The organism is Mucilaginibacter rubeus, assembly GCF_003286415.2.
In the GTDB taxonomy this organism is placed as follows: Bacteria; Bacteroidota; Bacteroidia; order Sphingobacteriales; family Sphingobacteriaceae; genus Mucilaginibacter; species Mucilaginibacter rubeus_A.
This window is the reverse complement of the sequence record NZ_CP043450.1, coordinates 4,517,840-4,544,236: the sequence shown is the minus strand read 5'-3', so window position 1 is coordinate 4,544,236 and position 26,397 is coordinate 4,517,840. Positions and strand designations below refer to the sequence as shown.

The following is a 26,397-nucleotide window of genomic DNA, read 5'->3' as shown; positions in this document are numbered from 1 at the left end:
CCTCGCAATGACGTGTTGTTTATGCTATATTATTTATTCCTGTACTTCTGAAACAAGAACTATCTTATCTTCTCCATCTGTATCTTTCCAGCTTACCACCACTTTTTGCGACGCGATAGAATCAACCTCGATACCTACATAATCGGCAGATACCGGGATGTGGCGTGAATAGCGGCGATCAACCAAAGCCAAAAGCTCTATTTTCTCCGGGCGACCGAATGCCTGCATGGCGTCCATAGCAGCACGGATGGTACGGCCTGTCCATAGTACATCATCCATCATGATCACTTTTTTACCTTCAATAATAAAATCTATTTTGGTTTGATTTGGCACCAATTGTGATTCGCGGCGGCGGAAATCGTCACGATAAAAGGTAATATCAAGATCGCCTTGCAGTATATTTTTATCCGGAAGTATTTTTCTTAGTTCTTCGGCAACGCGTTTAGCCAGATAAATACCACGTGGCTGAATGCCAATTAATACCGTATTTGAAAAGTCGTTATGATTTTCAATTAACTGGCGACATAAACGTTGTATGGTGATTTGAAACTTTTGTCCGTCGAGCAGTGTTAGATTTTGCATCGTATGGGTGGATTTGGGCAAAAGTAATAATTTGTTTTGAGTTTTGGAGGATGAGTTTTGAATAGGGGACTGAGTTTACCTTTTTGTTGTTAGCTCAAACCGTCATTGCGAGGTACGAAGCAATCCCCGATTTGCAGGGAACCCTTACAAGTCCCTCTGTACAGTTTGGGATTGCTTCGTACCTCGCAATGACGCGAATGATTGAGTGTTCCTATTCCGATAACTTCTTCAACGCTACCATCGCTTTTTCAGCATCTTTTTTCGCTACAAAAATATGATCATGATAATAGGCCGCTACCACATTGCAGCTTATATTTTCCTGGGCCAGTGCGGTTGCAAATGCCGCTGTGAGTCCGGTTGCTTCAAGCGATGAATGGATGGTTAAAGTGATCCAGGCTGCAATGTATGTGTAGGCTAAGTTTAGCTTATCGGCGGTTTCTTTTTTAAGGATCAGGGTAAGCGATTCCGCTTCTTTAAAAAAGGCTATAATATCATCGGTATTGATATTGCTCAGCGAGGGCGTTGTACAATAAACATAATCACCTGCATTGAGTACAGGTATCATGTTTTTGAGTAAGGTGTTGAGGTTGGTTTCTCCGGTAGTCATTGGGCAAAGATAAATGAAAAGGCGACTTGAACATAAACCACGTCATTGCGAAGCGTGGCAATCGCATGTAAGCATAGCCGATCTGTACAGTATGCGGTTGCTTCATGCCTCGCAATGACATGGTTTGATAGATTCGCGCTCGTTACAAGTAAGCATAAACTAAAAACTAAACTCAATAAAAAAGCCCCTCCGGATAACCAGAGGGGCTTATGTAAAGCGGTTAAGCTAAAATTATGCTTCTTCTTCAGAGCTGTTAGCGGCTGGAGCTTTGCGTGCTTTGTTTTCAGCACCTTCCATTTGCTCTTTTAATTGAGCTAATACGCTAAGATCACCTAAAGTTGATTTTTCAACCGAATCTTTCACTTTTTTCACCGCGTTAGTAGCAGCTTTTGCTTCTTTTTTACGGGCTTCAAATTCTTGTACACGAGCATCAGCGCGAGCTTCTTCCCAGATACGTGAGTGTGAAATAACGATACGTTTGTTTTCTTTGTTAAATTCAATGATTTTGAATTCAGCAGCTTCTTCAGCTTTTAAGCTCTTACCGTCTTCTTTAACCAGGTGTTTGGTTGGCGCGAAGCCTTCAACACCGTAAGGTAAAGCTACGATAGCACCTTTGTCGGTTACTTTGATAACAGTACCTTCATGGATCGAGTCGATAGTGAAGATAGTTTCAAAAGTATCCCAAGGGTTTTCTTCAAGCTGTTTGTGGCCTAAGCTTAATTTGCGGTTTTCAACATCAAGTTCAAGTACAACCACGTTTAATTTTTCACCAACTTTAGTGAATTCGTTAGGGTGGTTAACTTTTTTAGACCAAGAAAGGTCAGAGATGTGGATCAAGCCGTCGATGCCGTCTTCCAGTTCAACAAACACACCAAAGTTGGTCATGTTTTTAACTGTAGCTACATGCTGAGTACCAACTGCGTACCTTTCAGCAGCGTTTTGCCATGGATCAGGAGTTAATTGTTTAACACCTAATGACATTTTACGCTCTTCGCGGTCTAAAGTCAATACTTGAGCTTCGATCTCGTCACCAACTTTCAGGAATTCCTGAGGGTTGCGCAGGTTTTGTGACCATGACATTTCTGATACGTGGATCAAACCTTCAACACCAGGGATGATTTCAAGGAATGCGCCGTAATCAGCAACGGTAACGATTTTACCTTTAACTTTTGAACCAACCTGAATTTCTTCAGAAAGGCTTTGCCAAGGGTGAGGGGTTAATTGTTTCAAGCCCAGAGCAATACGTTTTTTCTCGTCATCAAAGTCAAGAACAACAACGTTGATCTTTTGATCCAATGCCAAAATTTCGCGTGGGTGCTCAATACGGCCCCATGAAATATCTGTAATGTGCAGTAAGCCGTCAACACCACCAAGGTCAATGAATACACCAAAGTCGGTAATGTTTTTAACGGTACCTTCCAATACCTGACCTTTTTCAAGGCGTGCAACAATTTCAGTTTTTTGATTTTCCAGATCGTCTTCGATAAGCACTTTGTGCGATACCACAACGTTCTTGAATTCGTGGTTGATTTTAACAACTTTGAATTCCATAGTTTTACCTACATACACATCGTAATCCCTGATAGGTTTGATATCGATCTGTGAGCCAGGTAAGAAGGCTTCAACGCCCATAATGTCAACAATTAAACCACCTTTAGTACGGCTCTTAACAAAACCGGTGATGATTTCATCATTATCAAGGGCTGAATTAATGCGCTCCCATGATTTTTGAGTTTTTGCACGTTTGCGTGAAAGTACTAACTGACCGTTAGCATCTTCCTGCGACTCAACAAAAACGTCAACTTTGTCACCGATCTTCAGATCAGGTGTGTCACGGAATTCTGATACTGATACTAAACCGTCTGATTTGAAACCTACGTTAAGTACAACATCTTTGTTGTTAACGTTAACAACAGTACCGGTGATGATTTCGCCTTTGGTGATAGAGCTGAAAGTTCCATCATACAATTTTTCAAATTTCTCACGGTCGTCATCGCTGTAGTTACCAAATTTTTTGTCGTCAGCATCCCAGTCGAAATCTTCGCTTGGTGTAGCTGCAATTTTTGATTTGATCTCTTCGATAGATATTGAATCAGCTTCTGATTCAATTGTTTCTTTTTCGCCAGCCGCTTTAACTGTACCCAGTTCAGCTTCTTTCGCTTTTAATTCTTTTTCTGCTTCTTGTTTTTTTGCCATTAAATAATTTTTCTCCTTTTCCCAATTTGTTAATTGGGACTGCAAAGGTACGGATATATTTTATTGAAAAAAGAAATTTTTTAATGTTAATTGCTTATATTTTAGGTGCTTTTATAAGTTTTTTGCTGGATTAAGCAGGTAGGGGCGAAAATAGGAGGGGATTTTACGTTTAGTAAACCATTTGATAACGTGTTTGTATCGCTATATATCCTATCAATTAGTGAGTTATGGTAGATGAAAGTTTAATTCCCGGCAGTTAATTTTGCATCTATCTCCTCAAAAATATGCATAAAATCATTCAGCATTTCCTCCCGGTAGTTGCTTAATATCTCATCCATGATCACTTCTTGCTCAGGTGTGAAGGGATTTTTCCAAACGCGCATGCAGATCCTTTTAAGCGCATAGGCAATCTGGTGGGTTTCGGCATAGGTGTGCAGATACTGGCTTTTTTTAAAGCCTTCGTAAAACTTGAAGAAAACGGCGGTATCCTCAAGCCCGGCAAAAGTTAAAAAACTCTTTATTTTATCGTCCTGGCAGCCATCTAAATGATCATAAAACTGCGCAACACTTATTTTATCTGTTGTTAGCAGTAAGTTATCGATAATTAACTCCAGGGCAATGTGTCCTAAAAAGAAAGGTTTAACCGGTGATCCAATTAGGGCCGGGGCCAATAGTTTTTTTAGTTGATGTGAACGGGTAGTAAAAAAATCAGATGAGTGAAAATACCGGTCTACATCAAGGTGCTTGTTCCATCCCGCTATGATCGAATTTACCTCGTTATCAGTATGGCGTAGTTTTTCGGGATGAAGGATGATGTTTTTATCGGCATTTTTCAACAGGTCGGGCAGTACTGTTCCCAGTACATGGTAGCAGTTGGTAGTATCCCTGTCGAAATAAAAATGCGATAAAAAATTCATAAGCCTTGCCTTGCAAAATACCCGGTTTTGCTCAAGATACAAAATATAAGTAATTATTTGAAACTGATTTTACCTGTAGTTAACCTTTGGTTAGTTAATAAACACTGGCTATCCACCCAATTATTCTTTTATATTTGCACCTTTTTGAAACAGAACTTGATATGAACTTTGTTGAAGAATTACGCTGGCGCGGTATGCTGCATACCGAAATGCCCGGAACCGAAGATATGTTAAATAAAGGTATGGCTTCGGGATATATCGGGTTTGATCCAACTGCCGATTCGCTGCATGTTGGCCACCTTACCCAGATCATGACCCTGATCCATTTTCAGCGCGCGGGCCATAAACCTTACGCCCTCGTTGGCGGTGCTACCGGCATGGTGGGAGATCCGTCAGGTAAATCGGCCGAGCGTAATTTATTATCAGAGGATGTGCTTCAGCATAACCTGGAGGCGGTAAAAAAACAGCTTACCCGTTTCCTTGATTTTAACACCGGCGCCAATAGTGCCGAAATGGTTAACAATTACGATTGGTTCAAAAACTTTACTTTCCTTGACTTTATCCGCGATGTAGGCAAACACATTACGGTTAACTATATGATGGCCAAAGATTCGGTAAAGAAACGTTTGGAGGGCGACACCGGTATGTCATTCACCGAGTTTACTTACCAGTTGGTTCAGGGTTACGATTTCTACTACTTGTGGAAACATCATAACTGCTCATTGCAAATGGGTGGCAGCGACCAGTGGGGTAACATCGTTACAGGTACTGAATTTATCCGTCGTAAAGACAGCGGTGAGGCTTTTGCCTTAACCACCAACCTGATCAAAAAAGCTGATGGTACCAAGTTTGGCAAAACCGAAAGCGGCGCTGTTTGGCTTGATGCCGAACGTACCTCGCCATACCAGTTTTACCAGTTTTGGTTAAACACTACCGATGTTGACGCTAAATCATACATCCGCATTTTTACACTGCTTGATCGCGAGGTTATTGAGGCGATGGAAGTTGAGCATGATGTCGCGCCACATACCCGTATATTGCAAAAAGCATTGGCTAAGGATATTACCATCCGTGTACATGGCGAAGCTGAATATGAAAAAGCGATAAAATCATCTGAATTTTTATTTGGCAATGTGGGTATCGAGTTTTTAAATGAATTGAGTGAAAACGAAGTGTTGGGCTTGTTTGCAGGTGTACCTAATTATACAATAGCGTTAAGCGAACTGGAGCAGGGTATTAACGCATCTGATCTGTTAGCTGCTAAAACAGCGGTATTCCCTTCAAAAGGCGAGGCTAAAAAGATGATACAAGGTGGTGGCGTTGCTATTAACAAAATTAAAATAGGTACCGTCGACGATGTTTATAACACTGAAGCTTTGATTGGTGGAAAATTCATCGTAGCACAAAAAGGTAAAAAGAATTATTTCTTGATAGTTGCAGAGTAATACTTGATTAAACTTACGAAGTTTTTAAAACTTCGTAAGTTTTAAAGCAAGCGGGTCAATGATCTTGACGCCCAATGATATAAAAGCGACAGGCTAAAGCCGTCGCTTTTTGTTTTGTAATAGTTGTAAATACGACAAATGGTAATTATATTTGTATATATGTCGTACAAATCAAAGCCGGAGGCAAAAAATGAGGTAAATGAACCAATGGCGGCTTATGCTGTTCAGGGTGCTATGCCTGCATTTTATAGTTTATTGAATGGTTCAAAATCTGTAAAAGCATCTTCTGATTTTGATATCATTGGCTTGGCACGTAAGGGTTTCGCTAAAAGCGCGTTACTTTCCTTCGCCAAAAAAATCTCTTTAAATATCCAGGAGCTTGCTAATATATTGCATATTTCCGAGCGTACCTTACAACGCTATGAGGATGATGCCATTATCAAAACCGAATATGCCGAAAAGGCTATTGAACTTGCGCGGCTTTATACCCGCGGCGAGGAGGTTTTTGAATCGATGGATAAATTTAAGATCTGGATTAAAACACCATCTGTTGTTTTCAGGGGCGAAGCGCCTGTAACTATCCTTGATACCTCTGCCGGCTTTGATATGGTTTTTAAAGAGCTTGGCCGGATAGAGCACGGTATTTTTGCCTGATGATACTTTACCGTATTAGCAAATGCAATTACGCTGCTGACCTAAGTGGCACTGGTGCACGCCTGTATGGCGGCCGATGGAATAGCGAAGGAAAACCGATGCTATATCTTGCTTCATCGCGATCATTAGCGGTACTTGAAGTATTGGTACATTTAGATCCGCTGACAATCCCAGGTAATTATTGCCTTACCGAAATTGAAGTACCTGATGTTAAAATAGTCACCATTGAAGTTGAACAATTACCTGCAGACTGGCGCGATATTTCCGGTCCTGTGATTTTGCGTCAACTTGGTGATGCTTTTCTCAAGAAGCAGAAATATTTATTAATGAAAGTGCCTTCGTCAATAGTACCGGCAGAATACAACTACCTGCTCAATCCCCTGCATCCTGATGCTTTAACAGTAAAGCTTTTAAAAAGAGAGCCTTTCAGTTTTGACAGGAGACTTCTTTAATTTAATCACTGAGTCATTCGATAAATCGTCATTAAGTCATTGGTAACATGTAAATCACCTAATGACAAAAAAAGCGATGGATGCTAATCCATCGCTTTTTTTAATGACCCAATGACAAATTATAGGTCGCTCAGCAAGTCCAGTTTCTTGGCGTTATATTCTTCTTGAGAGATAAGGCCGTTATCAAACAAGGTTTTTAGTTTCTTTAATTTTTCGGTAAGCTCATCTGGTTTAGCAGCCGGGGCTGGTGCCTGTGCAGGTGTTTCTTGTACAACCGGTGCTGGTGCTGCCGGAGGCGGAGCAACCGGAGCCGCAGGTGCTGCATAACCATTTGGCTGAGAAAATGGCTGCGGTGAGGCTGGCGGTACAAAAGCACGGGCTGGCGAGTTTTCAAACTGAACAGCGCCTGATTCGGCACGCTTTTGTTCGAGCTCGCGCTGGCGACGGGCTTCGCGTTCAATCTCTTTACGTTCCTGGGCATACTGGTAAAGTTTACGTCCCTGAATTTTAGGAAGGTAATCAACCGCCATTTCGCCACCACCAGTAGTTTTTACGCTGAATACCGCACCAATGATCTCCTCTTTGGTGTGTACGTCAACAATATCTTTCCAAACAAAATCAACAAACTTGATGGATAAACCCAGGTTTGCCGGGGTGAAAAACAATACACGTTTGTTGGTTATAGCTATACAGTCGGGAAAAAGGTTAACCAGCGGCTTTTTCTGAACGGCTATGTAAATAATTTCCTCGCCGGTTGATAGCAGATCAACAAGACGTGAATAAACCTTTTCAACTGCTTTAGGATCCTGTTCCTCTGTTAAAAATTTCTCAATCATGTTTTTAGCAATTATGATGCGCGCAAAAATAACAATTATACCGGTGAAAGAGTCAAGAATCAAGTGTTAAGAATCAAGAAAAAAGATGAAGTCCTATCTAATAGCTTCTTGCCTCTTGATTCATGACTTCCTGATTCTCAAATAATACTAAGCGATCAGCAAATTGCAGCCACGAATATCCGACTGATCAAACCTGCCTAACACCTCAAAAGAACCATCAGCATAAATCCTACCTAAATCCTGCGTGGCAATAAATGCGCAGGAATTGATATTGGCCAGATCTATAACGCTGATACCGCCTGTTTTACCTGTTTGTAACGTACTGAGAGGATCGTTAGTATCCCGAATGATGATCTTCATCCAGGGCGGACAATCGAAAATACCATCGCCTTTAGAGTAGGCTTGCGATAATAATTCGGTCATCCCGTATTCGGAATGGATATGTTTTACGCCAAATCCTTTGCCTAAAATATCGTGCAATTCCTCGCGGATCATTTCTTTGCGCCTGCCTTTCATTCCTCCTGTTTCCATCACTACCAATTCGGGAAAGTTCACCCGGTAGTTTTCAATAAAATCAAGCAGACCGAAAGTTACGCCTATTAAAAGTGTCGGTTTCCCGGCCGCTTGTTGTTTTTTAAGCTGATGAAACAGTTCATCGTGATTGTACAGGAAGAAGCCGCTATCGGGATTGTTTGATTGTTTAATCAGATCGTCGACCATGTAAATGAGCGATGAACCTTCGCGCTCCAGGTAGGATGGGAGCAAGGCTAAAACAGTGTAATCCTTAATATCGCCATAAAAAATAGCAAATGCCTTACGAAAACTATCCCCGTACCAGGATGTATCTGTTACCCGGTGACTGCTGGTGATCATACCTGTAGTACCCGAACTTGTAAAGGTAACCTCAACAGGGGCATCGGTACTTAATATGGTATGCGATTTAAAAAACTCGATAGGTAAAAAAGGGATTTGCCCATATGAGGTAATGGATGCCGGATCAATTTTTAGCCCTTCAATAAACTGCCTGTAAACCGGGTTATGCCTTGCCTGGTAATTGAAAACCTGCAACGCTGTATCGTTAAATTGCTCATTGGTACTGATAGAAAATACCTGCTGTTTACCGGGTTTATTCATTTGCGGCAAAGATAAGGAAAACCGAGAGTTGAACCATGATTCGCTTGATTATAGGATTTACATGATACAGCGTGAACCATGATTTGCCTTATTATAGGATTTACATGATATCAGGCTAATCCTATAATCAGGCAAATCAAGGTTCAAAACACCGCAAGTTTCGGGTTGAATGGCCTTGTTTACCGCCCGACCTTTGATCTATCAAAAACAATAATCATGAACACATTTAAAATTGTACCATTATCCAACTCATTTGCCCAAAGAATAAGAACCACCATGACCGACGATTTTGGAGGCGAAGTAGTTGAGCAATTGGCTACCGGGCTTGGGCCATGCCGGGTTTCGCTTATGCCTTTTGAACGTAATGTAGATAAACGACTGTTACTAAAACATTCGCCGTTTGAAATTGAAAACGCCTACAACCAACCAGGACCAGTTTTTATCAATGCCGATGATGTTGAAGAATACAGTGATATTTATCGCTTTCCGCCCGAGATAAAAGCTAATAAAAAGAGCTTTCCGCTTTCACTTATCGGTTATAGCAAGGCCCAGCAAATGGTTTTAAGCCGACTTGTTGGCGATGCCGATGTAGATGAATTGATTTCCGAAATATTTGCCGAAAATGATAATGTGGAATATTTGCATGCCAGAAATGCCCAGGCATGCTGTTTTATATGCAAAATTGAGCGTGTTTGACTTTGAGATTACATAAAATTAAAAAACAAGTACGTGTTTTGGGGGTTAGTTAAGTATAGAAGCAGACAACAATTAATTATATTAATCATCCATCCCCATGAAAACATTAAAATTTTTGAGGCTCCCGGTTTTGTTAGGCCTCTTTTTTGTAATGATATCGGCAAAGCCGGCCGATGACGACAGCAAGCAAACGGAGCGTATTCATAACGCATCAAATGTGCTTAAAGAGTTTGCCAAAATGAAAGAAAGTATTCCGCACCAGTTGCTGGAACAATACGAAGGTATTGTGATCATTCCAAAGATGATTAACGCAGGTTTTGGTATAGGCGGCAAACGCGGAAAAGGTGTAGCTATGGTGAAACTGGGCAACGGTAAATGGAGCGATCCGGTGTTTATTACCCTCACCGGCGGTAGCTTTGGTTTGCAGATCGGTGTACAATCGGTAGACCTGGTATTGGTGTTCCGTGATAAGGGCGTGTTAACCAAGGTTAAAAATGGCGATTTCACCATCGGCGGCGATATTTCGGCTGCGGCTGGTCCGGTTGGGCGTAGTTCAACCGCGAGTACAGATTATAAATTGCAGGCCGAAGTATATTCTTATTCGCGCAGCAAAGGCTTATTTGCGGGTATAAGCATCAATGGTTCAAACCTTGGTATCGATAAGGATTCGAACGCGGCTTATTATGGGGCAAAAGCAACTTCGCAGGATATTTTTGCCCAGGCAACCAGCACTACGGAGGCAGTTAAAACATTAAAAGAAACTTTAGCATCGTTTTAATAAATAAAATGGAGCTGAATAAAAAATGCCCGGCGTTTTCCGCCGGGCATTTTTTATTTAATGCTTTTGAAAGGCCCGTTTGAGCAGCAAGCCTGATAGTGCCGACATTCCGCCGACTAATCCGCCTAAAATCCCGGTTATTGCCAGTATAAAGCCCCAGCCCGGCAAATGAAACAAATGAGCTATCCTTGTAGCCATAATATGGTCATTAGGAATGCTTTTAAACAGAGCCAGTACTATCCATACAATTAAAACCGCTACAAATGCCTGCCAAAAGGAGCTTTTTGCCGTAGTGCCAATAAAAAGGGCTGTTAAAAATGATATGATGGCAATTATCCACCAGGGTAAAAAATATCCGCTGGCAAATGAAAGTATAAGTATAATGAGGAATAACATGTTGCTATTATTTAGCGGTTAATGTATAAGTTGATTTAATACGGGGCGACTGTTCACTGGCCGATTGCATGAATAGCAATTCTTTTAACTGTCCTTCATTCCAGGTTTTAAACATATCGTTATAAAAGAAACTGCCGGGATTGCCCGATTCACCACCGGGGAAAATACCATACCCTTTTACTTTTGGGCCCATTTGTACCACCATGCGCCATGAGGGGCCGTGGCCATCATTTAAAGCGTTAACAGTAGTTCCCGTACCTCCCGATTCAAAGTTACCCGAACCAAAAGCGGGTTGGCGTAACAGACTGGCTATCTCCATTTTTTTAAACTTTCCCCATTGCCAGCCCGGTCCTGGTTTACCACATCTTTCCACAATTTCTTTTACAGCTGCAGCAAAAGCCTTGTTAACGATATCTGCCGCATTTTCCTTTTCCGGCGTACGGGTATCGTCAAACCATTTGGAATCGGGCTCTTTTAACAATAGGCGCTCGGTGCGGTCCATCGACGGGAAGTTGTTCTGCATGTTTTTATCTGCAAAGTCATCGGCCCAGATGGCGGTATATAATTGTGACCACCAATTGCCAAATACGGTAGCCCCGATTGAATTGGCCGAAACATTTTTGTCCCATTTGGTAATCTCGTGATAAGCTATAAGCTGAGTGGCATTAAGTTTTTTAGGGTCGATATATTTCAACAGCGTTGGTAAAATGTCCTGAGCGCGGATGCTGTATACATCGGTTTGCAGCATCCGCATGCTATCAACAGTGGCTTTAGTCATAGCGGTAAGCCTGTCGTTAATACGTTTGCCGCGTTCATAAGAGGCAAACGACCAATCGATGTAATAAGGATAGCTTGGGTCTGTTGATGACTGATTAGCCGAGCTCACAAATCCTCTCGGCGGATTTTTTACCGTTGGATCCTGCTCAAATGGGATCCAGCCATGCCAGTCGTCGGCAGGGTCGGTTCCATCTAAAATAAATTTACCCTGATCTTTATATTTAAGCGGGTATTTACCATTAGGGGTAATGGCTATATCATCTTTACTGGCAAAAACAAAATTTGATGCAGGTGCGCTGAAAAAGGTGAGCGCTTTGCGGTAATCGTCATAGTTTTTACCGGTATTGAGCAGGTACATAGCCATAAGCTCATTTGATGGTTCGTGAGCTATCCATCGCAGTGAATGCCCTATCGGAACAAAATCAGGGCCATCTGCTTTTTGAGCATCGTTTTGATACACTACCGGGCCATGATGGGTATAAACCACGGTATCATAAATCGGTTTTTTACCGAGCACCTCAATTTTTTCAACGCGACGGGTGGTTTTATTCCATTTGTTGTTATACCAGTACTCATCCATTTTTGAATCTCTGAATTTTTCCTGGTACCAATCCAGTACATCGGCGTCAACATTGGTAATGCCCCAGCTGATATTATTGTTAAAACCCAGGATAACGCATGGTGCCCCCGGTAGCGATACGCCATAAACATTCAAGCCCGGCGCCGAAAGCTGTATTTGATACCAGATAGAAGGAAGCGTGAGGTTAAGATGCGGATCATTGGCCAAAATAGGATAGCCGCTTGCAGTTTTACTGCCGGCAACGGCCCAGTTGTTACTCCCTATGCCTTCAACACGGGGTTTGGTATTGCTGCTATCAGTCATGCTCGCCAGAAAATTGGCCGATGGTTTAGGAATAGTGAGCGGTTTAAAATAATCCCACTTTGTTCCTACCGGTATGATGGGATCTTCATGCATTGGATAATCCGGGAAGAGGTCATTTGTAGTAGTAGGGCCAAATTTGCGCAGGATATTGGTCATGGCAAATTCGTTTGAACCTCCGGCTAATGTTTCTGACATCAGTTTAAGCAAAAAGGCGCAATTGATCGGCTTCCATTCTTCAGGGGCATAGTTTAGTAGCTTAAACTCTATTGGATAATCACGTGGGCTTAACTGGTGGATATAACTGTTGATACCATCGGTATAAGCCAGGATCATGTTCCGGATCACAGGATCAGCCATCATGGCTTTTATAGTCTTTTCTGCACCGTAAACCATGCCCATACGGCGGTGGTAGCGGTCGATATCCAGTACTTTGGGGCCAATAACTTCAGCCAGTCGGCCAGCGGCCTGCCGGGTTTGAATGTCCATTTGCCAAAGACGGTCGGTAGCGGTCATGTAGCCCTGAGCAAAGTACAGGTCGTGTTCGTTTTCGGCAAAAATGTGCGGGATGTGGTTTTCATCAAACTTGATGGTAACCTTGCCTTGCAAGCCTTTAAGTTTTAAATCGAGCTTGGGCAAAATGTGTTTGCTTTCGGCATTTTGCCAAAAGCCATCTGCCGGGCTCAGGAATTTACCCAAAGGTGGAACAGTGCCGATTTTTGATTGCAGTGCCCAGATCAGGGCGAGCGTTATAAAAATGGATATGAATGCTTTAGTGAATTTCATTGTTGTTGATATGCCCCTAAAGTTAACTATTTAGGCTGCATATTCAAGCTTTGGCTTACGCTTGTGGTAATGTTTTTTGGGTTTCGGAGTTTGAAGCGAATCTGCTTTGGGTTGTCTCTTTTCCCGGCGGAAATCCCAGGGTGGGGTAGGGTTGGCATCCTGCCATAGGCCCAGTTTGTTTTCGCGGGCCTGCTGTTCTAAAGCAGCAAGTTCCGTGCTTTTGGAATAGGCTTTATAGTGCCAGGCGTAACCGTTTTTTACCAATGCGTAATTTACGTTCGTCCCGTCTGTAAGTACCACTTGTGCTACGGTACGGCCATAGCGGTCGTGCTCGTTGCCAATTAGTTTTACATCTTTACCAAAGCACAGATCCGAAGTGAATTTTTTAGCTGCCTGCCCAAACGCCTGCGATTTTTCGGGGCAGTCTATTTCGGCCAGCCTAACGGTAACCTGTTGGTTATCGTTACTGAGTAAGCCCAGAGTATCTCCGTCCTTTACTTTCACAACTTTATAAACATCTGCATCGGGTTGTTTGGTATTGTTGGAATTACAGCCGGCAATAATGATGATTAAAAGAGCGAATAGTAAGAAAGAGTATTTTTTTAGCATATGGTAAAAATGCGGATTTTTTTTCTGAACCAGGATTAACCTGATTAAGCGATTTATTGGATTTACCTGGAAAAAAGCGAACTGGAATGAAGAGACTGGTCAGATTAAGAAGGGAAATCCTGTAAATCTGAAAAAAACGGATTAAGTGATTTATTGGATTGATGTTTGAAAGAGCCGAATTGGAATGAAGGGATTTATCAGATTGGATAAGAAAATCCAATGGATCCGAAAAATCCCCCCAAATCCCGGTTCTATTTCCCATGCAAACTCAATGTGTTACCGTCCGGATCTTTAATGGTGGCAAACCGGCCCCATGGTGTTTTCTCGGCGTCGGCTACCTCAAGGCCTTTTTCACGAAGTTCTTCAATTTCTTTATCCAGGTCATCGGTTTTAATTACAAAACCACGCACGCTTCCTGCAGGCATTTCAGGAAACCAGTTTACCAGTGTAATGGAAACCGGCGAACCGGGGAATGACATCTGGATCCAGGTTTGTTTGTCAAAGTTGGCTTCAACCATAATTTCAAAACCTAATTTCAGGTAAAAGTCTTTAGCTGCCTGTTGATCAGTTACGGGGATAGAGATAATTTCGATAGCTTTCATTTGTTTGGTGTTTATAAGTGGTTGGGTTAACCCTTGTTGAATGTCGAATTTATCTTTGAGATATCACACCAATAAAAAAACTTTTTTGCATTGGGCAAGTGCCATTTCTCGTAATTGAACACGATCTTTAAAACATAATACGCTGATTTTTTATTTAAGGAGAAGATGCCCGCCACCGATCAAAAGTTTTATTCCGATTTGAAAGTGAATACCATACCCCTTGGTGAGCTTTTTGTTAAAGACGAGTTATTTTATAACGTGCCTGCCGACTGGCACATCATCATTACTGATATTAAGGGAAGCACACTTGCCGTAAGCAGTGGACAGCACGAAAATGTGAATTTTGTGGCAACGGGCAGTATCGTATCAGTACTCAATATTGCTTTTAAGAACAGTATAACCGTGCCTTTCTTTTTTGGTGGAGATGGCGCGACATTTATTGTTCCCGGAGTTATTGTTGATGCGGTAATGCAAGCGCTTGTTTTGTATAAAGACAATACCCTCAAAAACTTTGATTTTGAGCTGCGTACTGGTATTGTGCCGGTTAAACGTGTTTATGACGAGGGGTATAAATTGTGCATCAGCAAATATTGTACTTCGGGCAATTTTACTATCCCTATTGTTTTGGGCAATGGTTTAAGTTATGCTGAAAAGATAATTAAAGGGAAGGAAGGCGAGTCATTTGATTATATGGCGCAGGAGGGTGAGCTTGACCTTACCGGTATGCAATGCCGCTGGGATAAGATTCCCCCGCCCGAAAATACCGATGAGGTTGTTTCGCTGCTGGTAGTGGCCCGCGATGAAAGCAAGCAGGCAGCAGTTTTCAGAAAAGTGATCGGTTATATCGATGAAATTTATGGCAATCCGGAGAAAAGGCAACCAATCTCAGTTCCCAAGCTGAAACTTAAATCAACTTTTGATAGATTGGAGAGGGAGATGAAAGTAAAGCTCGGCAAAATAAAAGTAATGGAGTTATTTAAAGATTGGGTTATAATGCTTTACAGTTATATTTGGTTCAATACCAAAAAAGGGAAGCACTATTTAAACCGCCTGGTTGAAATGTCGGACACACTGGTTATTGATGGTAAGATCAATACCGTGATATCCGGAACATCAGCCCAAAGAAAAAAGCTACAGGATATTTTAGTACAGCTTGAAAATGAAGGTGAGCTGTATTTTGGATTCCATGTAAGCCGTGAATCGGTAATGTCATGCTACGTACGTGATCTGGAGGATGGCCATATTCATTTTGTTGATGGGGCCGAAGGTGGATATACCAAGGCGGCTGGTTTTATCAAAAGGAAGCTGGCCGGATAATTACACTATTGTGGTTTGTAATTGCTTAAAAATCACATAACATATCCTTAACTTTGTAGTCATTTAAATTTAATCCCATGAGCAAATTTACCATACCTGATAAAGTGCTGTACGTATGTGTAGGCAGTAAATGCGGAAAACGCGGCGGCAAGGATATGTATAAACTGGCCAAATCCTATATCAAACATTACCATGGCCGGGAAGAATTGGAAGTGATTGAAACCGAATGTACCGACAGGTGCAAATACGCTCCGATATGCAGTATTCAGCCCGGCAATACCTGGTTAAAGGAATATCATCCCAAAGAGGTTCTGAAATTGATGGATTTGATAGATTAAAAAGATCCAACAAAAGACGTTGTTATTTCGACGAACAGTGAGGGTTGTGAGCGCAGGGTGAGGAGAAATTTTATACGCCCTGTAAATCAATTTGCAGGGTGTATAAGATTTCTCACTCGTTCCTTGAATCGATGACAATCATTCTTGATAATAAAAAAGGTTCTTTTGTAACTCAAAAGGACCTTTTTTGAACCCTCTCCTTTGGAGAGGGCAGGGTGAGGCTTACGCCTCGCTGTCATATTTTATCTGACCAACATGTTTGTCGATCTGCCACCTGCCGGTACCTTCTTCGCCAATAACTTCGAATAGTTCGAGGGCACGACGGGCTTTGTATTCTTCTTCGCGTTGCTCTTTCAGGAACCAGTTCAGGAACTCCATAGTAATAAAGTCCTGCTCTTTCATGCAACGGGCGTAGATATTTTTGATAGAGTTAGTTACGCTAATCTCCTGGTCAAGGGCTTCTTCAAACACTTCGCGGAACGAGTTGTATTCCTGTTTGATGCCTGTTATTTCAGGAGATACGGCATTGCCACCCATATCAAGGATATATTTGTAAAATTTTAATTGGTGATGGCGCTCTTCTTCTGCTTGCTTAAAAAAATATTCAGACGAAAAATCATAACCATTACGATTGCACCATGAAGCCATGGCTAAATATACTGATGAAGAAAATGCTTCTTTCTTAACTTGCTGGTTTAAAAGTGCTTCGATATCTGATGATATCAGGCTTTTTATGCGGAGTAGGTCTTTCATGGGCTATCTGAATTTAAACGTTATATAACTATTGCGTGAAATTATAATGCAATAATAATGCAGTTAATGCATAATAGTTTAATAAAAAGATAATATGAAATTGATCTAAATTATCAGCGATAATTAGTCTAAATTACAGTGAGTTACTGAAAAGACGGTCATGAATAATATGGTTGAGTTCCAGCATCACAAAAGTACCTTCTAAAAGCTCTTTCAGGTTGATGATCTGAGCGAGTGAAAGCACATAACAATGATCGCAGGCGCAGATGAAAATGATCTCCACATCCGGATCGGTAGTAGTGTTAAGCAGTTTCTCCTCGATGTCGATAGCGTAAACTGCTTTGCGCAATTTCAGGAAATTACGATGATCAAACCTTGCAACTTTACCGGCAAAATCAACATACCAGCAACGCTCCGCATCGCACTGGTAAACTGCACCTGTTTTGGTGCTGAAAACGTCGGTCCATAAAGTTAGTTCGGTGGTCGCAATCATATAACGGATACAAATATTGGTATTATTTGTAATCAATCCAAATAAAGATAGAAAAAATTTATTAACAGATTTGGGGAGCTTGGGTTGTAAGAACTTTAGCTGTAGTTAATTGTCATTGGCCCGGTCAATTGCCGCGGGAAGAAAGGATAGAAATAAGACAGTTAGATTCAGGAAACAAGACAGTCGGCATTCAAATCACGTCATTGCGAGGAACGAAGCAATCGCACGGAAGCTTAGCCGCCCTGTAGAGCATGCGATTGTCACGTCGCGTCGAGCTCATTTCCATTGTGCTCCTCGCAATGACATATTTTTAGTATCCAAACAAAAGCGCGCTGGCCCGACAAAAAAGCGGGCCAGGGAGTATGGCCTGTGGGGGGAAGCATTTTTTTGTCTTGATGTTTGGTTACTTTGCATCTAAGGTAAAGTAACTGGCCCCGCCCGGCCAAGAGGGCGTCGATGTAAGTTATAAAAGCACAAAGTTTGTTAACAGCGTCTTTCGAGTGTTTTAAATCCACCCATCATTACCCAATTAACTTATCTGTAAATTTTTCATACAAGCAATTAATTTTATTATAAATTTGAAACGCGGTTACGGACTTTTTCGCAACCCAACCAATTATCCTTTTATCATTTTTTTATATGAGAAAAACCTTACTATCCACCTTATACTGCTTGCTGGCTGCTTTGGGTGTAAAGGCACAAACGCCTGCACTTGAGCGCATTGAGCCTATGTCATGGTGGGTTGGCATGAGCAATCCAAACCTGCAACTGGTGGTTCATGGCAACAACATCGCGCAGCGCAGCGTATCTTTAAGCTACCCTGGTGTTAAGCTTAAAGCAGTGCACAAAGTCGAAAATTCAAATTATTTATTTGTCGATCTGCAAATTTTTTCATCGGCTATTCCGGGAACGTTCCCGATAAAATTTAAAAAAGCAGGCGAAAAAGATCTTACATACAGTTATACGCTTAACAAACGCGATAAGTCGGCGGGTAGGGCACAGGGTGTTACTAATAAAGATCTGATCTATCTGATTATGCCTGACAGGTTTAGCAATGGCGATGCCGCTAACGACTCCTTCAATAACCTTCGTGAGCAAGGCATCCACCGCGATTCTATGTTCAGCCGTCATGGTGGCGACTTACAGGGCATCATGAACCACCTTGATTATTTGAAAAATTTAGGTGTTACCGCCATCTGGCTTACTCCAGAAATTGAAAACGATGAGCCCCACGCCTCATATCATGGCTATGCCGTTACCGATTATTATAAGATAGACCCCCGTTACGGCACCAACGATCTTTATAAAAAGTTTGTTGAAAAATGCCACAGCATGGGCTTAAAGGTGATTAAAGACCTGGTGCACAACCATGCCGGTACCGAAGGTTACCTGATACAGGATATGCCGATGAAAAGCTGGGTACATCAATGGCCACAATATACCAAATCAAACTTCCGCGACGCTGCGGTGATGGATCCGCATGCTTCGCCTATGGACCGCAGGCTGATGCAGGATGGCTGGTTTGATCACCGCATGGCAGATATGAACCAGAACAATGTTTACGTACAAAACTATCTCACCCAAAACCACATCTGGTGGGTGGAGTACGCCGGTATAGATGGCTTCAGGCTGGATACTTATCCATATAATGAACCTGTTTATATGGCAAAATGGGCAAGGGATGTTAAAGCCGAGTTTCCTAAACTTTCCATATTTGGCGAAACGCTGGTATGGTCGGCTGCAAACCAGGCATTTTTTACGCAGGGTAATACGGTTAACAGGGGTTTTGATACTCAACTGCCCGGCATTACCGATGGTGTGTTAAAAGATGCTATTTATGAAGCTATCAACGGTAAAGATGGTTGGACTGACGGTGTTGGTCGCCTGTATTCGGTTGTAGCGCAGGATTTTTTATACCAGGATGCTACCCGCAACACCATATTTATGGATAATCATGATATGAGCCGTTTATTATCCATGGTGGGCGAGGATATTCCCAAATACAAATCGGCTATGGCTATGCTGCTTACCATGCGTGGTGTACCGCAAATGTATTATGGCGATGAGATCCTGATGAAAAACTATTCCAACCCTGATGGTTTGGTGCGTGAGGATTTTCCGGGTGGTTGGGCAGGTGATAAACAAAATAAATTTACTGCCGAAGGCCGGGATAAAAAAGAGAATGATGCTTTTAACTATGTGAGCAAACTTGCTAATTACCGTAAGGTTACTACAGCCCTGCAAACCGGTAAAATGATGCAGTTTGTACCCGAAAACGGCATTTATGTTTATTTCAGGTACGATGCTCAAAAAACCGTGATGGTTATTTTCAACAGCAGCGAAAAGGATCAGGAAACCACTACCTCAAGATATTTTGAGCGTGTTGGCGATGCCAAAAAAGCAAAGAATGTGCTAACGGATGAGATGGTTGGTCTGGATAAGGTAACAATACCGGCCAAGACAACTTTAGTATTAGAATTAATACCCGGCGTTACTCATTAAAATAATATCTTTAGGGGACTAATTCCCTGTGTTTTACCCAAAAAAATGAATACTATAAAAGCCTGTATTTTCGACCTTGACGGCGTAATCGTTGATACTGCCGTTTATCACTATAAAGCCTGGAAAAGGCTGGCTAACTCGCTCGGTTTTGATTTTACCGAACATCAGAACGAGCAGCTGAAAGGCGTAAGCCGTGTGCGTTCGCTGCAACTGATATTAGGTTGGGGTGGCGTTACTAAAACCGAAGCCGAGCAGGAGCAACTGGCTACCCAAAAAAATACCTGGTACATGGAAATGGTAAACCAGATGAAACCTGAAGAGATTTTGCCCGGTGCCAAAGAGTTTTTAAAAAGCTGCCGTGCGGTGGGGCTTAAAACAGCACTTGGTTCTGCCAGTAAAAATTCCATGACGATATTGGAAAAAATTGGCATCACCGATATGTTTGACGCTGTAATTGATGGTAACAAGGTAAGTAAAGCCAAGCCCGACCCGGAAGTATTTTTAGCCGGCGCGCAAGCCCTGGGCGCATTACCCGAAGAATGTGTGGTTTTTGAAGATGCCATTGCAGGTGTCGAAGCCGCCATTGCCGGTGATATGAAAGTGGTAGGCATCGGTTTGCCGGATGTGCTTAAAGGCGCCAACCTTGTTATTAAAGGTTTGGATGAAATGACACTGGATAAATTGTATAAACTGTAATAAAAAGGAATGTCATTGCGAGGAGGAACGACGAAGCAATCGCATGCTATACAGGGCCGCTCTGTATAGTATGCGATTGCCACGCTTCGCTCGCAATGACATGTTGGGCATTATAAATAAAGTGACTAAATGAAAAACTACATAAAAGCTGATGAGTGGAAGATAATTGAAGAAGGCTTCGATGCTCATTACAATAAAATTTCTGAAAGCATATTCAGTTTGGGTAATGGCCGTATGGGGCAGCGTGCCAATTTTGAAGAAGCTTACAGCGGCGATACCCTGCAAGGTAACTATGTGGCCGGGGTTTATTACCCGGATAAAACCCGTGTAGGCTGGTGGAAAAACGGCTATCCCGAATATTTTGCCAAAGTATTGAATGCCGCTAACTGGATAGGTATTGACGTTGTAATTGATGGCGAGCAGCTTGACCTTGCCAAATGCGAAGTGTTCAGTTTTCGCCGGGAGCTGAATATGAAAGAGGGGTACCTTAAGCGCGATTTTCGTGCTAAAACCGCCTCGGGTAAAGAAGTTAAGGTAGAAGCCATCCGCTTTTGCAGCATGGCCGATGATGAAACGGGTGCCATCAAATACACCCTTACTCCATTAAATTTCAGTGGCGCTATCACCCTAACCCCATCAATTGATGGCGATGTAGTGAACAAAGACTCTAACTACGATGAAAAATTCTGGGATGAAGTAAGCAAAGCCACACAAGCTGATGGCGGTTACATTGTAATGCGCACCAAAAAAACAGGCTTTGTGGTTGCTACGGGCATGAAGTTTAATATCCTGCAAAATGGTGCAGCTATTGAACCAGCTACCGAGGCTATCGAAAAAGAAAAATATGTAGCCGCTAAGGTTAGTTTAGAAGCCAAACAAGGCGAAAGCATTACGGTGATCAAATACGCCGCTAACCTATCGTCACAAAACTATAAACAGGAAGAACTGGTAGGCGAGTTAAACGCTACCTTAACCCGTATCAGCACCAAAGGTTTTGATACCATGTTGGCAGAACAAGCCGCTGCTTGGGCCGAAAAATGGAAACATAACGATATTATCATCGAAGGTGATATCTCGGCTCAGCAGGCTATCCGTTTCAATATTTACCAGCTTAACCAAACCTATACCGGCGAGGATGATCGCTTGAACATAGGCCCTAAAGGCTTTACAGGCGAAAAATACGGAGGCTCTACCTATTGGGATACCGAGGCTTATTGCGTTCCTTTCTATCTTTCAACGGCACCACAAAAGGTTACCCGTAACTTGCTGCTTTATCGTTATAAACAATTAGGTAAAGCCATTGAAAACGCGCAATTGTTAGGCTTTAAAGATGGAGCGGCTTTATATCCAATGGTTACCATGGATGGTACCGAATGCCATAACGAGTGGGAGATCACCTTTGAGGAGATCCACCGTAACGGGGCTATTGCTTTTGCTATTTATAACTACGTGCGTTATACCGGCGATGAAGCTTACCTGGGCGATTACGGTTTTGATGTATTGTTGGGTATAGCCAGGTTTTGGTCACAAAGGGTTACATGGTCGGATGATAAGCAGCAGTATGTGATGCTGGGTGTAACCGGTCCTAATGAGTACGAGAACAACGTAAACAATAACTGGTATACCAGCACCATAGCTACCTGGTGTATGCAATATACCATTGATGTTGCTGATAAGATAAAAGATACTGAGCCGGAGAAATATGCCGCCCTGGTGAGCAAGCTGAACCTGAATGAAGAAACTGAGTTTGGCCGTTTCAGCGATATTGTTCAAAAAATGTACTACCCGTACGACGAGAAACGCCAGGTGTTTTTACAACAGGATGGTTATTTGGATAAAGAACAGATACTGGTGAAAGATCTGCCAGCGTCAGAGCGCCCTATCAACCAAAAATGGAGCTGGGACAGGATCTTGCGTTCATGCTATATTAAACAGGCCGATGTATTGCAGGGAATCTACTTTTTTGAAGATCAGTATGATATAGATACCATTCGCCGCAATTTTGATTTCTACGAGCCGCGTACCGTGCATGAGTCATCATTATCGCCATGTGTGCACGCTATTTTGGCTGCCAAGCTTGGCGATGAAGCACGTGCTTACGAGTTTTACCTGCGTACCGCCCGTTTAGACCTTGACGATTATAACAATGATACCGAGGATGGTTGTCACATCACCTCTATGGCCGGTACCTGGATGGCTGTTGTTGAAGGCTTTGGCGGTATGCGTGTTAGTGATGGCAAACTTTCGTTCCAGCCGTTCATACCAGAAAAATGGTCGTCATTCTCGTTCCATATCGGTTTTCGTGGCGCGTTGCTTAACATTAAGGTGAGCAAAGAGGGCGTGCAGATTAAAAATGCATCTGACGTAGAAACCACCGTGTTAGTTTATGGTAAAGAACAGTTGGTGAAAGCCAATGATGAATTACTGGTTGAGGCGTAATGAAAAGCAATAAACTATTTACTTGTTTTATTGCTGCAACAATGTTGCCCGTTATTACGTTGGCACAGGTAAAAACACATCATACTAAAAAACACATGGAACAAACTACCAATCACAAGCTCATTATATATCAGTTACTACCACGGCTATTCGGCAATACCAAAACGCTTAATAAAACCAATGGCTCGGTTGAAGAAAATGGTGTTGGTAAACTGAACGACATTAACGATAAAGCCCTTCATGAAATTAAAAAGATGGGTTTTACCTACGTTTGGTATACCGGTGTTATTGAGCATGCTACCATGACCGATTATTCGCAGTTTGGCATTAAAGCCGATGATCCGGATATTGTGAAGGGTAGGGCAGGTTCACCGTATGCTATTAAGGATTATTATGATATCGACCCCGATTTGGCGGTTGATGTACATAACAGGATTGGCGAATACGAAGCGCTCATTAAACGTACCCATAACAATGGCTTAAAGGTACTGATGGACTTGGTGCCAAACCATGTGGCCCGTACCTATGCTTCGGATGTTAAACCTGCCGGTGTACGTGATTTTGGTGAGGATGATGATAAAGGCAAGGGTTTTAGCCCCAAGAACGACTTTTATTACATGCCCGGTCAGCCCTTTGTGGTGCCATCGGGCTATAATCCCGGGGGGGATGAATTCAAAAGCCCGTTGAAGGATGGAAAGTTTGACGAGAATCCTGCCAAAGCTACCGGTAACGATGTTTTCAGCGCGGCGCCGTCAATTAATGATTGGTTCGAGACCATGAAACTAAACTACGGGGTTGATTATATGGATCATCGTCGTGGTTATTTCGACCCCATTCCTCCACTTTGGAGCAAGGTTTATGACATCCTGCATTACTGGAGCGAAAAAGGTGTTGATGGTTTCCGTTGCGATATGGTGGAGATGGTGCCCATTGAGTTTTGGGGATGGGTTATACCTAAGCTTAAGGCAGAGCATCCCGGTTTAGTATTTATCGGCGAAGCTTACGACAAAGGCAAATACAACGATTATATTTTTAAAGGCAAGTTCGATTATCTGTACGATAAGGTAGGCCTGTACGATGCCATTAAACGCCTTACCCGCGATGAGCCCAACTCATCAACCTGGGAAATTAACGCCGTTTGGAACCACGATAGTAAAGGCATAGATGAGCATATGCTCCGCTTTATGGAAAACCACGATGAGCAGCGCATTGCCTGTAATGATTTTGCAGGTAACCCATGGCTTGCCGTTCCTGGTATGATTGTTACCGCCACGCTGAACACCGGCCCGGTAATGGTTTATTTTGGTCAGGAAGTGGGGGAGCCCGCCGTCGGTACCGAAGGCTTCAGCGGTAATGACGGTCGCACTTCTATATTTGATTATTGGGGAGTGCCTCAGCATCAAAAATGGGTGAATAACCATGAGTATGATGGCGCGCAACTATCTGCCGATCAGCAAAAGCTTCGTGGCTTTTATCATAACCTGCTTACGGCGGTGCATAACAGCGAGGCGCTTAAATCGGGCGCGTTTTACGAGCTGATGATGGCTAATGAGCGGCAGCCGGGGTTTGATACCCGTTTGTATATCTACGCGCGTTATACCAATAACCAGCGTATATTAGTGATAACCAATTTTAACCGGAGCGATCGTAAACTAACCGTAAAGCTTCCGGATGACCTGTTAACAAAATTAAACCAAAGCGGCCATAAACAATTCACCGACCTATTAAGCGGCACTAAATTCAATACCGATGATATACGCAACGGTGTTGAAGTAAGCCTGCCGGCCATGAGCGGATTGTTGCTGGAGTTTTAGCCACTCCCTTTACGTCATTGGGAGGAGGAACGACGAAGCAATCGCGAACTGTACAGAGGAGCTTGCATAGCCGCCCTGTACAGTTCGCGATTGCTTCGTACCTCGGAATGACGTGGGAGTAGAGGGCGTGTTATTGCAACGCTTCCCTCGTAATGACGGGATGGTGAGGGTTGTCGTCCGTCCGTAACACTGTGTTACTGTACTTTTAGACAAGTGTGGACATACCAGTGAACCAATGAACCAGTGAACTATTGAACCAATAAACCAAATATGAGTAAACCAACCATCGCTCAAAAGCCACGATTAAGCTTTTGGCAGATCTTTAACATGAGCTTCGGCTTTTTGGGCATCCAGTTTGGCTTTGCCCTGCAAACAGGTAACGCCAGCAGGATCCTGCAAACTTTCGGGGCCGATGTTGAGCATCTGTCGTGGTTTTGGTTGGCGGCTCCTATAACAGGTATGATAGTGCAGCCTATCATTGGTCATTACAGCGACATGACCTGGAACCGCCTTGGCAGGCGCAGGCCTTACTTTTTAACCGGGGCTATTTTATCGGGATTGGCTTTGTTCTTTATGCCTAACTCATCTATGCTGGCGGCGCTCATTCCACCTATAGTGGTAGGGGCGGGCATGCTCATGATCATGGATGCATCGTTCAACGTAGCTATGGAACCCTTCAGGGCTTTGGTGGCCGATAACCTGCCCGATAGTCAGCATACCACCGGTTTCTCCATGCAAACCTGTTTGATTGGGGTAGGCGCGGTTATAGGCTCATGGTTGCCTTACGTTTTTGCCGAATGGTTTGGCATTGGAAAAACTGCCGAACAAGGCATCGTACCCAATAATGTGTTGTATTCTTTTTATATAGGCGCGGCGGTGTTGATAGGTGCTATTTTATGGACTGTTATCCGTACTAAAGAATACCCGCCCGAGGTTTATGCTACCTTTCATGAAAAGGACGAATCAGATTCGGGACATAAAGGTGGTTTATCCGAAATTTTCAGCGATCTGGCCAATATGCCTAAAACCATGAAACAATTGGGACTCGTGCAGTTTTTCTCCTGGTTCGCGCTTTTCTCTATGTGGGTATTTACCACCCCTGCCGTTGCCGATCATGTATACCATATCCCCGCGGGCGATACCACATCGGTAGCCTATAACGATGCCGCTAACTGGGTAAACGTATTATTTGGTGTGTATAACGCGGTATCGGCAGTTTACGCGCTGCTGTTGCCCCGTATCGTAAAAAAACTAAGCCGCAAGCGTGCGCATGCTTTTTCTTTAGTTATGGGAGGGGTAGGGCTTATCTCTGTATTTTTTATAACCGATCCTAAGCTGCTTGTGCTTTCAATGGTGGGGATAGGCCTGGCCTGGGGAAGTATTTTGGCTATGCCTTATGCCATTTTATCAAGCTCGATACCTGCTTCCAAAATAGGGGTATATATGGGGATATTTAACTTCTTCATCACTTTTCCTCAAATTGTAAATGGTGTCATAGGCGGGCCAATAGTGAAATATGCTTATAGCGGACATGCTGTTTACGCCTTAGTAATGGCGGGGGTATTTATGTTTTTGGCGGCTATAGCTGTACTGTTTGTTAAGGATGGCCGTAAAATTCAGATTATTGAACCTGCTGTGAATAAAAGTTAAGTAATTGGCACGGTTAATGATTTTTGGTTAACCAATTGTTTGTATCTT

24 protein-coding genes are annotated in these 26,397 nt (G+C 42.7%); 12 read left to right on the top strand and 12 right to left on the bottom strand.

What is annotated here, in order from left to right; genetic code table 11:
• Positions 1–33 precede the first annotated feature (33 nt).
• The 4 genes from pyrR to DEO27_RS17785 form a co-directional block, all read right to left on the bottom strand.
• A complete protein-coding gene (gene pyrR, locus DEO27_RS17800) occupies positions 34–582 on the bottom strand; it encodes a bifunctional pyr operon transcriptional regulator/uracil phosphoribosyltransferase PyrR (protein ID WP_090531558.1) in 549 nt (182 codons plus the stop codon).
• A 211-nt stretch (positions 583–793) separates the two neighbouring features.
• Positions 794–1,189 carry an ACT domain-containing protein gene (locus DEO27_RS17795; RefSeq protein WP_112567463.1) on the bottom strand — a complete coding sequence of 132 codons (396 nt, stop codon included), beginning with the start codon at positions 1,187–1,189 and terminating at the stop codon, positions 794–796.
• A 231-nt stretch (positions 1,190–1,420) separates the two neighbouring features.
• Positions 1,421–3,385, bottom strand: a complete 1,965-nt coding sequence (rpsA, locus tag DEO27_RS17790; RefSeq protein WP_112567465.1) for a 30S ribosomal protein S1 — start codon at positions 3,383–3,385, stop codon at positions 1,421–1,423.
• A 242-nt stretch (positions 3,386–3,627) separates the two neighbouring features.
• On the bottom strand, positions 3,628–4,302 hold the full coding sequence (locus DEO27_RS17785; protein WP_112567468.1) for a hypothetical protein: 675 nt from the start codon (positions 4,300–4,302) through the stop codon (positions 3,628–3,630).
• A 161-nt stretch (positions 4,303–4,463) separates the two neighbouring features.
• On the opposite strand from DEO27_RS17785, the gene tyrS reads away from it, so the two are divergent.
• From tyrS to DEO27_RS17770, 3 genes are all read left to right on the top strand, one after another.
• A complete protein-coding gene (tyrS, locus tag DEO27_RS17780) occupies positions 4,464–5,747 on the top strand; it encodes a tyrosine--tRNA ligase (protein ID WP_112567470.1) in 1,284 nt (427 codons plus the stop codon).
• Positions 5,748–5,906: 159 nt separating this feature from the next.
• Complete coding sequence (locus DEO27_RS17775; RefSeq protein WP_112568119.1) at positions 5,907–6,401, top strand: antitoxin Xre-like helix-turn-helix domain-containing protein; 495 nt, start codon at positions 5,907–5,909, stop codon at positions 6,399–6,401.
• Entirely contained in the window at positions 6,401–6,853 is a 453-nt protein-coding gene (locus DEO27_RS17770) for an RES family NAD+ phosphorylase (protein WP_112567472.1), read from the top strand. Before DEO27_RS17775 ends, DEO27_RS17770 begins: the two co-directional genes overlap by 1 nt.
• A gap of 119 nt (positions 6,854–6,972) precedes the next feature.
• On the opposite strand, the gene DEO27_RS17765 is transcribed toward DEO27_RS17770, so the two are convergent.
• A complete protein-coding gene (locus DEO27_RS17765; protein ID WP_112568121.1) occupies positions 6,973–7,689 on the bottom strand; it encodes a PH domain-containing protein in 717 nt (238 codons plus the stop codon).
• Between the two features lie 147 nt (positions 7,690–7,836).
• On the bottom strand, positions 7,837–8,823 hold the full coding sequence (locus tag DEO27_RS17760; RefSeq protein ID WP_112567474.1) for an acyl transferase: 987 nt from the start codon (positions 8,821–8,823) through the stop codon (positions 7,837–7,839).
• Positions 8,824–9,039: 216 nt separating this feature from the next.
• On the opposite strand from DEO27_RS17760, the gene DEO27_RS17755 reads away from it, so the two are divergent.
• Positions 9,040–9,519 (top strand): DUF1203 domain-containing protein, encoded by a 480-nt coding sequence (locus DEO27_RS17755; protein ID WP_112567476.1) that lies wholly within the window; start codon positions 9,040–9,042, stop codon positions 9,517–9,519.
• 97 nt (positions 9,520–9,616) lie between these two features.
• A complete protein-coding gene (locus tag DEO27_RS17750; protein ID WP_190295119.1) occupies positions 9,617–10,297 on the top strand; it encodes a lipid-binding SYLF domain-containing protein in 681 nt (226 codons plus the stop codon).
• A 57-nt stretch (positions 10,298–10,354) separates the two neighbouring features.
• On the opposite strand, the gene DEO27_RS17745 is transcribed toward DEO27_RS17750, so the two are convergent.
• From DEO27_RS17745 to DEO27_RS17730, 4 genes are all read right to left on the bottom strand, one after another.
• Positions 10,355–10,693 carry a hypothetical protein gene (locus DEO27_RS17745; RefSeq protein WP_112567480.1) on the bottom strand — a complete coding sequence of 113 codons (339 nt, stop codon included), beginning with the start codon at positions 10,691–10,693 and terminating at the stop codon, positions 10,355–10,357.
• Between the two features lie 7 nt (positions 10,694–10,700).
• Entirely contained in the window at positions 10,701–13,136 is a 2,436-nt protein-coding gene (locus tag DEO27_RS17740; RefSeq protein ID WP_112567482.1) for a penicillin acylase family protein, read from the bottom strand.
• Positions 13,137–13,166: 30 nt separating this feature from the next.
• Positions 13,167–13,745 (bottom strand): thermonuclease family protein, encoded by a 579-nt coding sequence (locus tag DEO27_RS17735; RefSeq protein ID WP_112567484.1) that lies wholly within the window; start codon positions 13,743–13,745, stop codon positions 13,167–13,169.
• Positions 13,746–13,996: 251 nt separating this feature from the next.
• On the bottom strand, positions 13,997–14,347 hold the full coding sequence (locus DEO27_RS17730) for a VOC family protein (protein WP_112567486.1): 351 nt from the start codon (positions 14,345–14,347) through the stop codon (positions 13,997–13,999).
• Between the two features lie 165 nt (positions 14,348–14,512).
• On the opposite strand from DEO27_RS17730, the gene DEO27_RS17725 reads away from it, so the two are divergent.
• Together DEO27_RS17725 and DEO27_RS17720 are read left to right on the top strand one after the other, a co-directional pair.
• Positions 14,513–15,664, top strand: coding sequence for a DUF3095 domain-containing protein (locus DEO27_RS17725; RefSeq protein WP_112567488.1), 1,152 nt, complete (start codon positions 14,513–14,515; stop codon positions 15,662–15,664).
• Positions 15,665–15,741: 77 nt separating this feature from the next.
• A complete protein-coding gene (locus tag DEO27_RS17720; protein WP_112567490.1) occupies positions 15,742–16,002 on the top strand; it encodes a (2Fe-2S) ferredoxin domain-containing protein in 261 nt (86 codons plus the stop codon).
• Between the two features lie 222 nt (positions 16,003–16,224).
• Here the strand turns inward: DEO27_RS17720 and DEO27_RS17715 are convergent, their stop codons facing one another.
• Positions 16,225–16,755: a ferritin gene (locus DEO27_RS17715; protein WP_112567492.1), complete on the bottom strand. Its 531-nt coding sequence runs from the start codon at positions 16,753–16,755 to the stop codon at positions 16,225–16,227.
• 133 nt (positions 16,756–16,888) lie between these two features.
• On the bottom strand, positions 16,889–17,248 hold the full coding sequence (locus tag DEO27_RS17710; RefSeq protein WP_112567494.1) for a hypothetical protein: 360 nt from the start codon (positions 17,246–17,248) through the stop codon (positions 16,889–16,891).
• A 639-nt stretch (positions 17,249–17,887) separates the two neighbouring features.
• Between DEO27_RS17710 and DEO27_RS17705 the strand changes: the two genes are divergently transcribed.
• The 5 genes from DEO27_RS17705 to DEO27_RS17685 all read left to right on the top strand — a co-directional run bounded on the left by DEO27_RS17705 (position 17,888) and on the right by DEO27_RS17685 (position 26,349).
• Complete coding sequence (locus tag DEO27_RS17705; protein ID WP_112567498.1) at positions 17,888–19,750, top strand: glycoside hydrolase family 13 protein; 1,863 nt, start codon at positions 17,888–17,890, stop codon at positions 19,748–19,750.
• A gap of 45 nt (positions 19,751–19,795) precedes the next feature.
• The gene (gene pgmB, locus DEO27_RS17700) at positions 19,796–20,446 is read left to right on the top strand and encodes a beta-phosphoglucomutase (RefSeq protein WP_112567500.1); all 651 of its coding nucleotides are present in this window, start codon (positions 19,796–19,798) and stop codon (positions 20,444–20,446) included.
• A gap of 129 nt (positions 20,447–20,575) precedes the next feature.
• Positions 20,576–22,885, top strand: coding sequence for a glycoside hydrolase family 65 protein (locus DEO27_RS17695; protein ID WP_112567502.1), 2,310 nt, complete (start codon positions 20,576–20,578; stop codon positions 22,883–22,885).
• Positions 22,886–22,980: 95 nt separating this feature from the next.
• Positions 22,981–24,699, top strand: coding sequence for an alpha-amylase family glycosyl hydrolase (locus DEO27_RS17690; RefSeq protein WP_112568123.1), 1,719 nt, complete (start codon positions 22,981–22,983; stop codon positions 24,697–24,699).
• A gap of 270 nt (positions 24,700–24,969) precedes the next feature.
• The gene (locus tag DEO27_RS17685; RefSeq protein WP_112567504.1) at positions 24,970–26,349 is read left to right on the top strand and encodes an MFS transporter; all 1,380 of its coding nucleotides are present in this window, start codon (positions 24,970–24,972) and stop codon (positions 26,347–26,349) included.
• The last annotated feature ends 48 nt before the right edge of the window (positions 26,350–26,397 follow it).

Bases quoted from the DNA above. Each gene is read 5' to 3' on its own strand.
- pyrR (WP_090531558.1), bottom strand. From the start codon at position 582: ATGCAAAATCTAACACTGCTCGACGGACAAAAGTTTCAAATCACCATA.
- DEO27_RS17795 (WP_112567463.1), bottom strand. From the start codon at position 1,189: ATGACTACCGGAGAAACCAACCTCAACACCTTACTCAAAAACATGATA.
- rpsA (WP_112567465.1), bottom strand. From the start codon at position 3,385: ATGGCAAAAAAACAAGAAGCAGAAAAAGAATTAAAAGCGAAAGAAGCT.
- DEO27_RS17785 (WP_112567468.1), bottom strand. From the start codon at position 4,302: ATGAATTTTTTATCGCATTTTTATTTCGACAGGGATACTACCAACTGC.
- tyrS (WP_112567470.1), top strand. From the start codon at position 4,464: ATGAACTTTGTTGAAGAATTACGCTGGCGCGGTATGCTGCATACCGAA.
- DEO27_RS17775 (WP_112568119.1), top strand. From the start codon at position 5,907: ATGTCGTACAAATCAAAGCCGGAGGCAAAAAATGAGGTAAATGAACCA.
- DEO27_RS17770 (WP_112567472.1), top strand. From the start codon at position 6,401: ATGATACTTTACCGTATTAGCAAATGCAATTACGCTGCTGACCTAAGT.
- DEO27_RS17765 (WP_112568121.1), bottom strand. From the start codon at position 7,689: ATGATTGAGAAATTTTTAACAGAGGAACAGGATCCTAAAGCAGTTGAA.
- DEO27_RS17760 (WP_112567474.1), bottom strand. From the start codon at position 8,823: ATGAATAAACCCGGTAAACAGCAGGTATTTTCTATCAGTACCAATGAG.
- DEO27_RS17755 (WP_112567476.1), top strand. From the start codon at position 9,040: ATGAACACATTTAAAATTGTACCATTATCCAACTCATTTGCCCAAAGA.
- DEO27_RS17750 (WP_190295119.1), top strand. From the start codon at position 9,617: ATGAAAACATTAAAATTTTTGAGGCTCCCGGTTTTGTTAGGCCTCTTT.
- DEO27_RS17745 (WP_112567480.1), bottom strand. From the start codon at position 10,693: ATGTTATTCCTCATTATACTTATACTTTCATTTGCCAGCGGATATTTT.
- DEO27_RS17740 (WP_112567482.1), bottom strand. From the start codon at position 13,136: ATGAAATTCACTAAAGCATTCATATCCATTTTTATAACGCTCGCCCTG.
- DEO27_RS17735 (WP_112567484.1), bottom strand. From the start codon at position 13,745: ATGCTAAAAAAATACTCTTTCTTACTATTCGCTCTTTTAATCATCATT.
- DEO27_RS17730 (WP_112567486.1), bottom strand. From the start codon at position 14,347: ATGAAAGCTATCGAAATTATCTCTATCCCCGTAACTGATCAACAGGCA.
- DEO27_RS17725 (WP_112567488.1), top strand. From the start codon at position 14,513: ATGCCCGCCACCGATCAAAAGTTTTATTCCGATTTGAAAGTGAATACC.
- DEO27_RS17720 (WP_112567490.1), top strand. From the start codon at position 15,742: ATGAGCAAATTTACCATACCTGATAAAGTGCTGTACGTATGTGTAGGC.
- DEO27_RS17715 (WP_112567492.1), bottom strand. From the start codon at position 16,755: ATGAAAGACCTACTCCGCATAAAAAGCCTGATATCATCAGATATCGAA.
- DEO27_RS17710 (WP_112567494.1), bottom strand. From the start codon at position 17,248: ATGATTGCGACCACCGAACTAACTTTATGGACCGACGTTTTCAGCACC.
- DEO27_RS17705 (WP_112567498.1), top strand. From the start codon at position 17,888: ATGAGAAAAACCTTACTATCCACCTTATACTGCTTGCTGGCTGCTTTG.
- pgmB (WP_112567500.1), top strand. From the start codon at position 19,796: ATGAATACTATAAAAGCCTGTATTTTCGACCTTGACGGCGTAATCGTT.
- DEO27_RS17695 (WP_112567502.1), top strand. From the start codon at position 20,576: ATGAAAAACTACATAAAAGCTGATGAGTGGAAGATAATTGAAGAAGGC.
- DEO27_RS17690 (WP_112568123.1), top strand. From the start codon at position 22,981: ATGGAACAAACTACCAATCACAAGCTCATTATATATCAGTTACTACCA.
- DEO27_RS17685 (WP_112567504.1), top strand. From the start codon at position 24,970: ATGAGTAAACCAACCATCGCTCAAAAGCCACGATTAAGCTTTTGGCAG.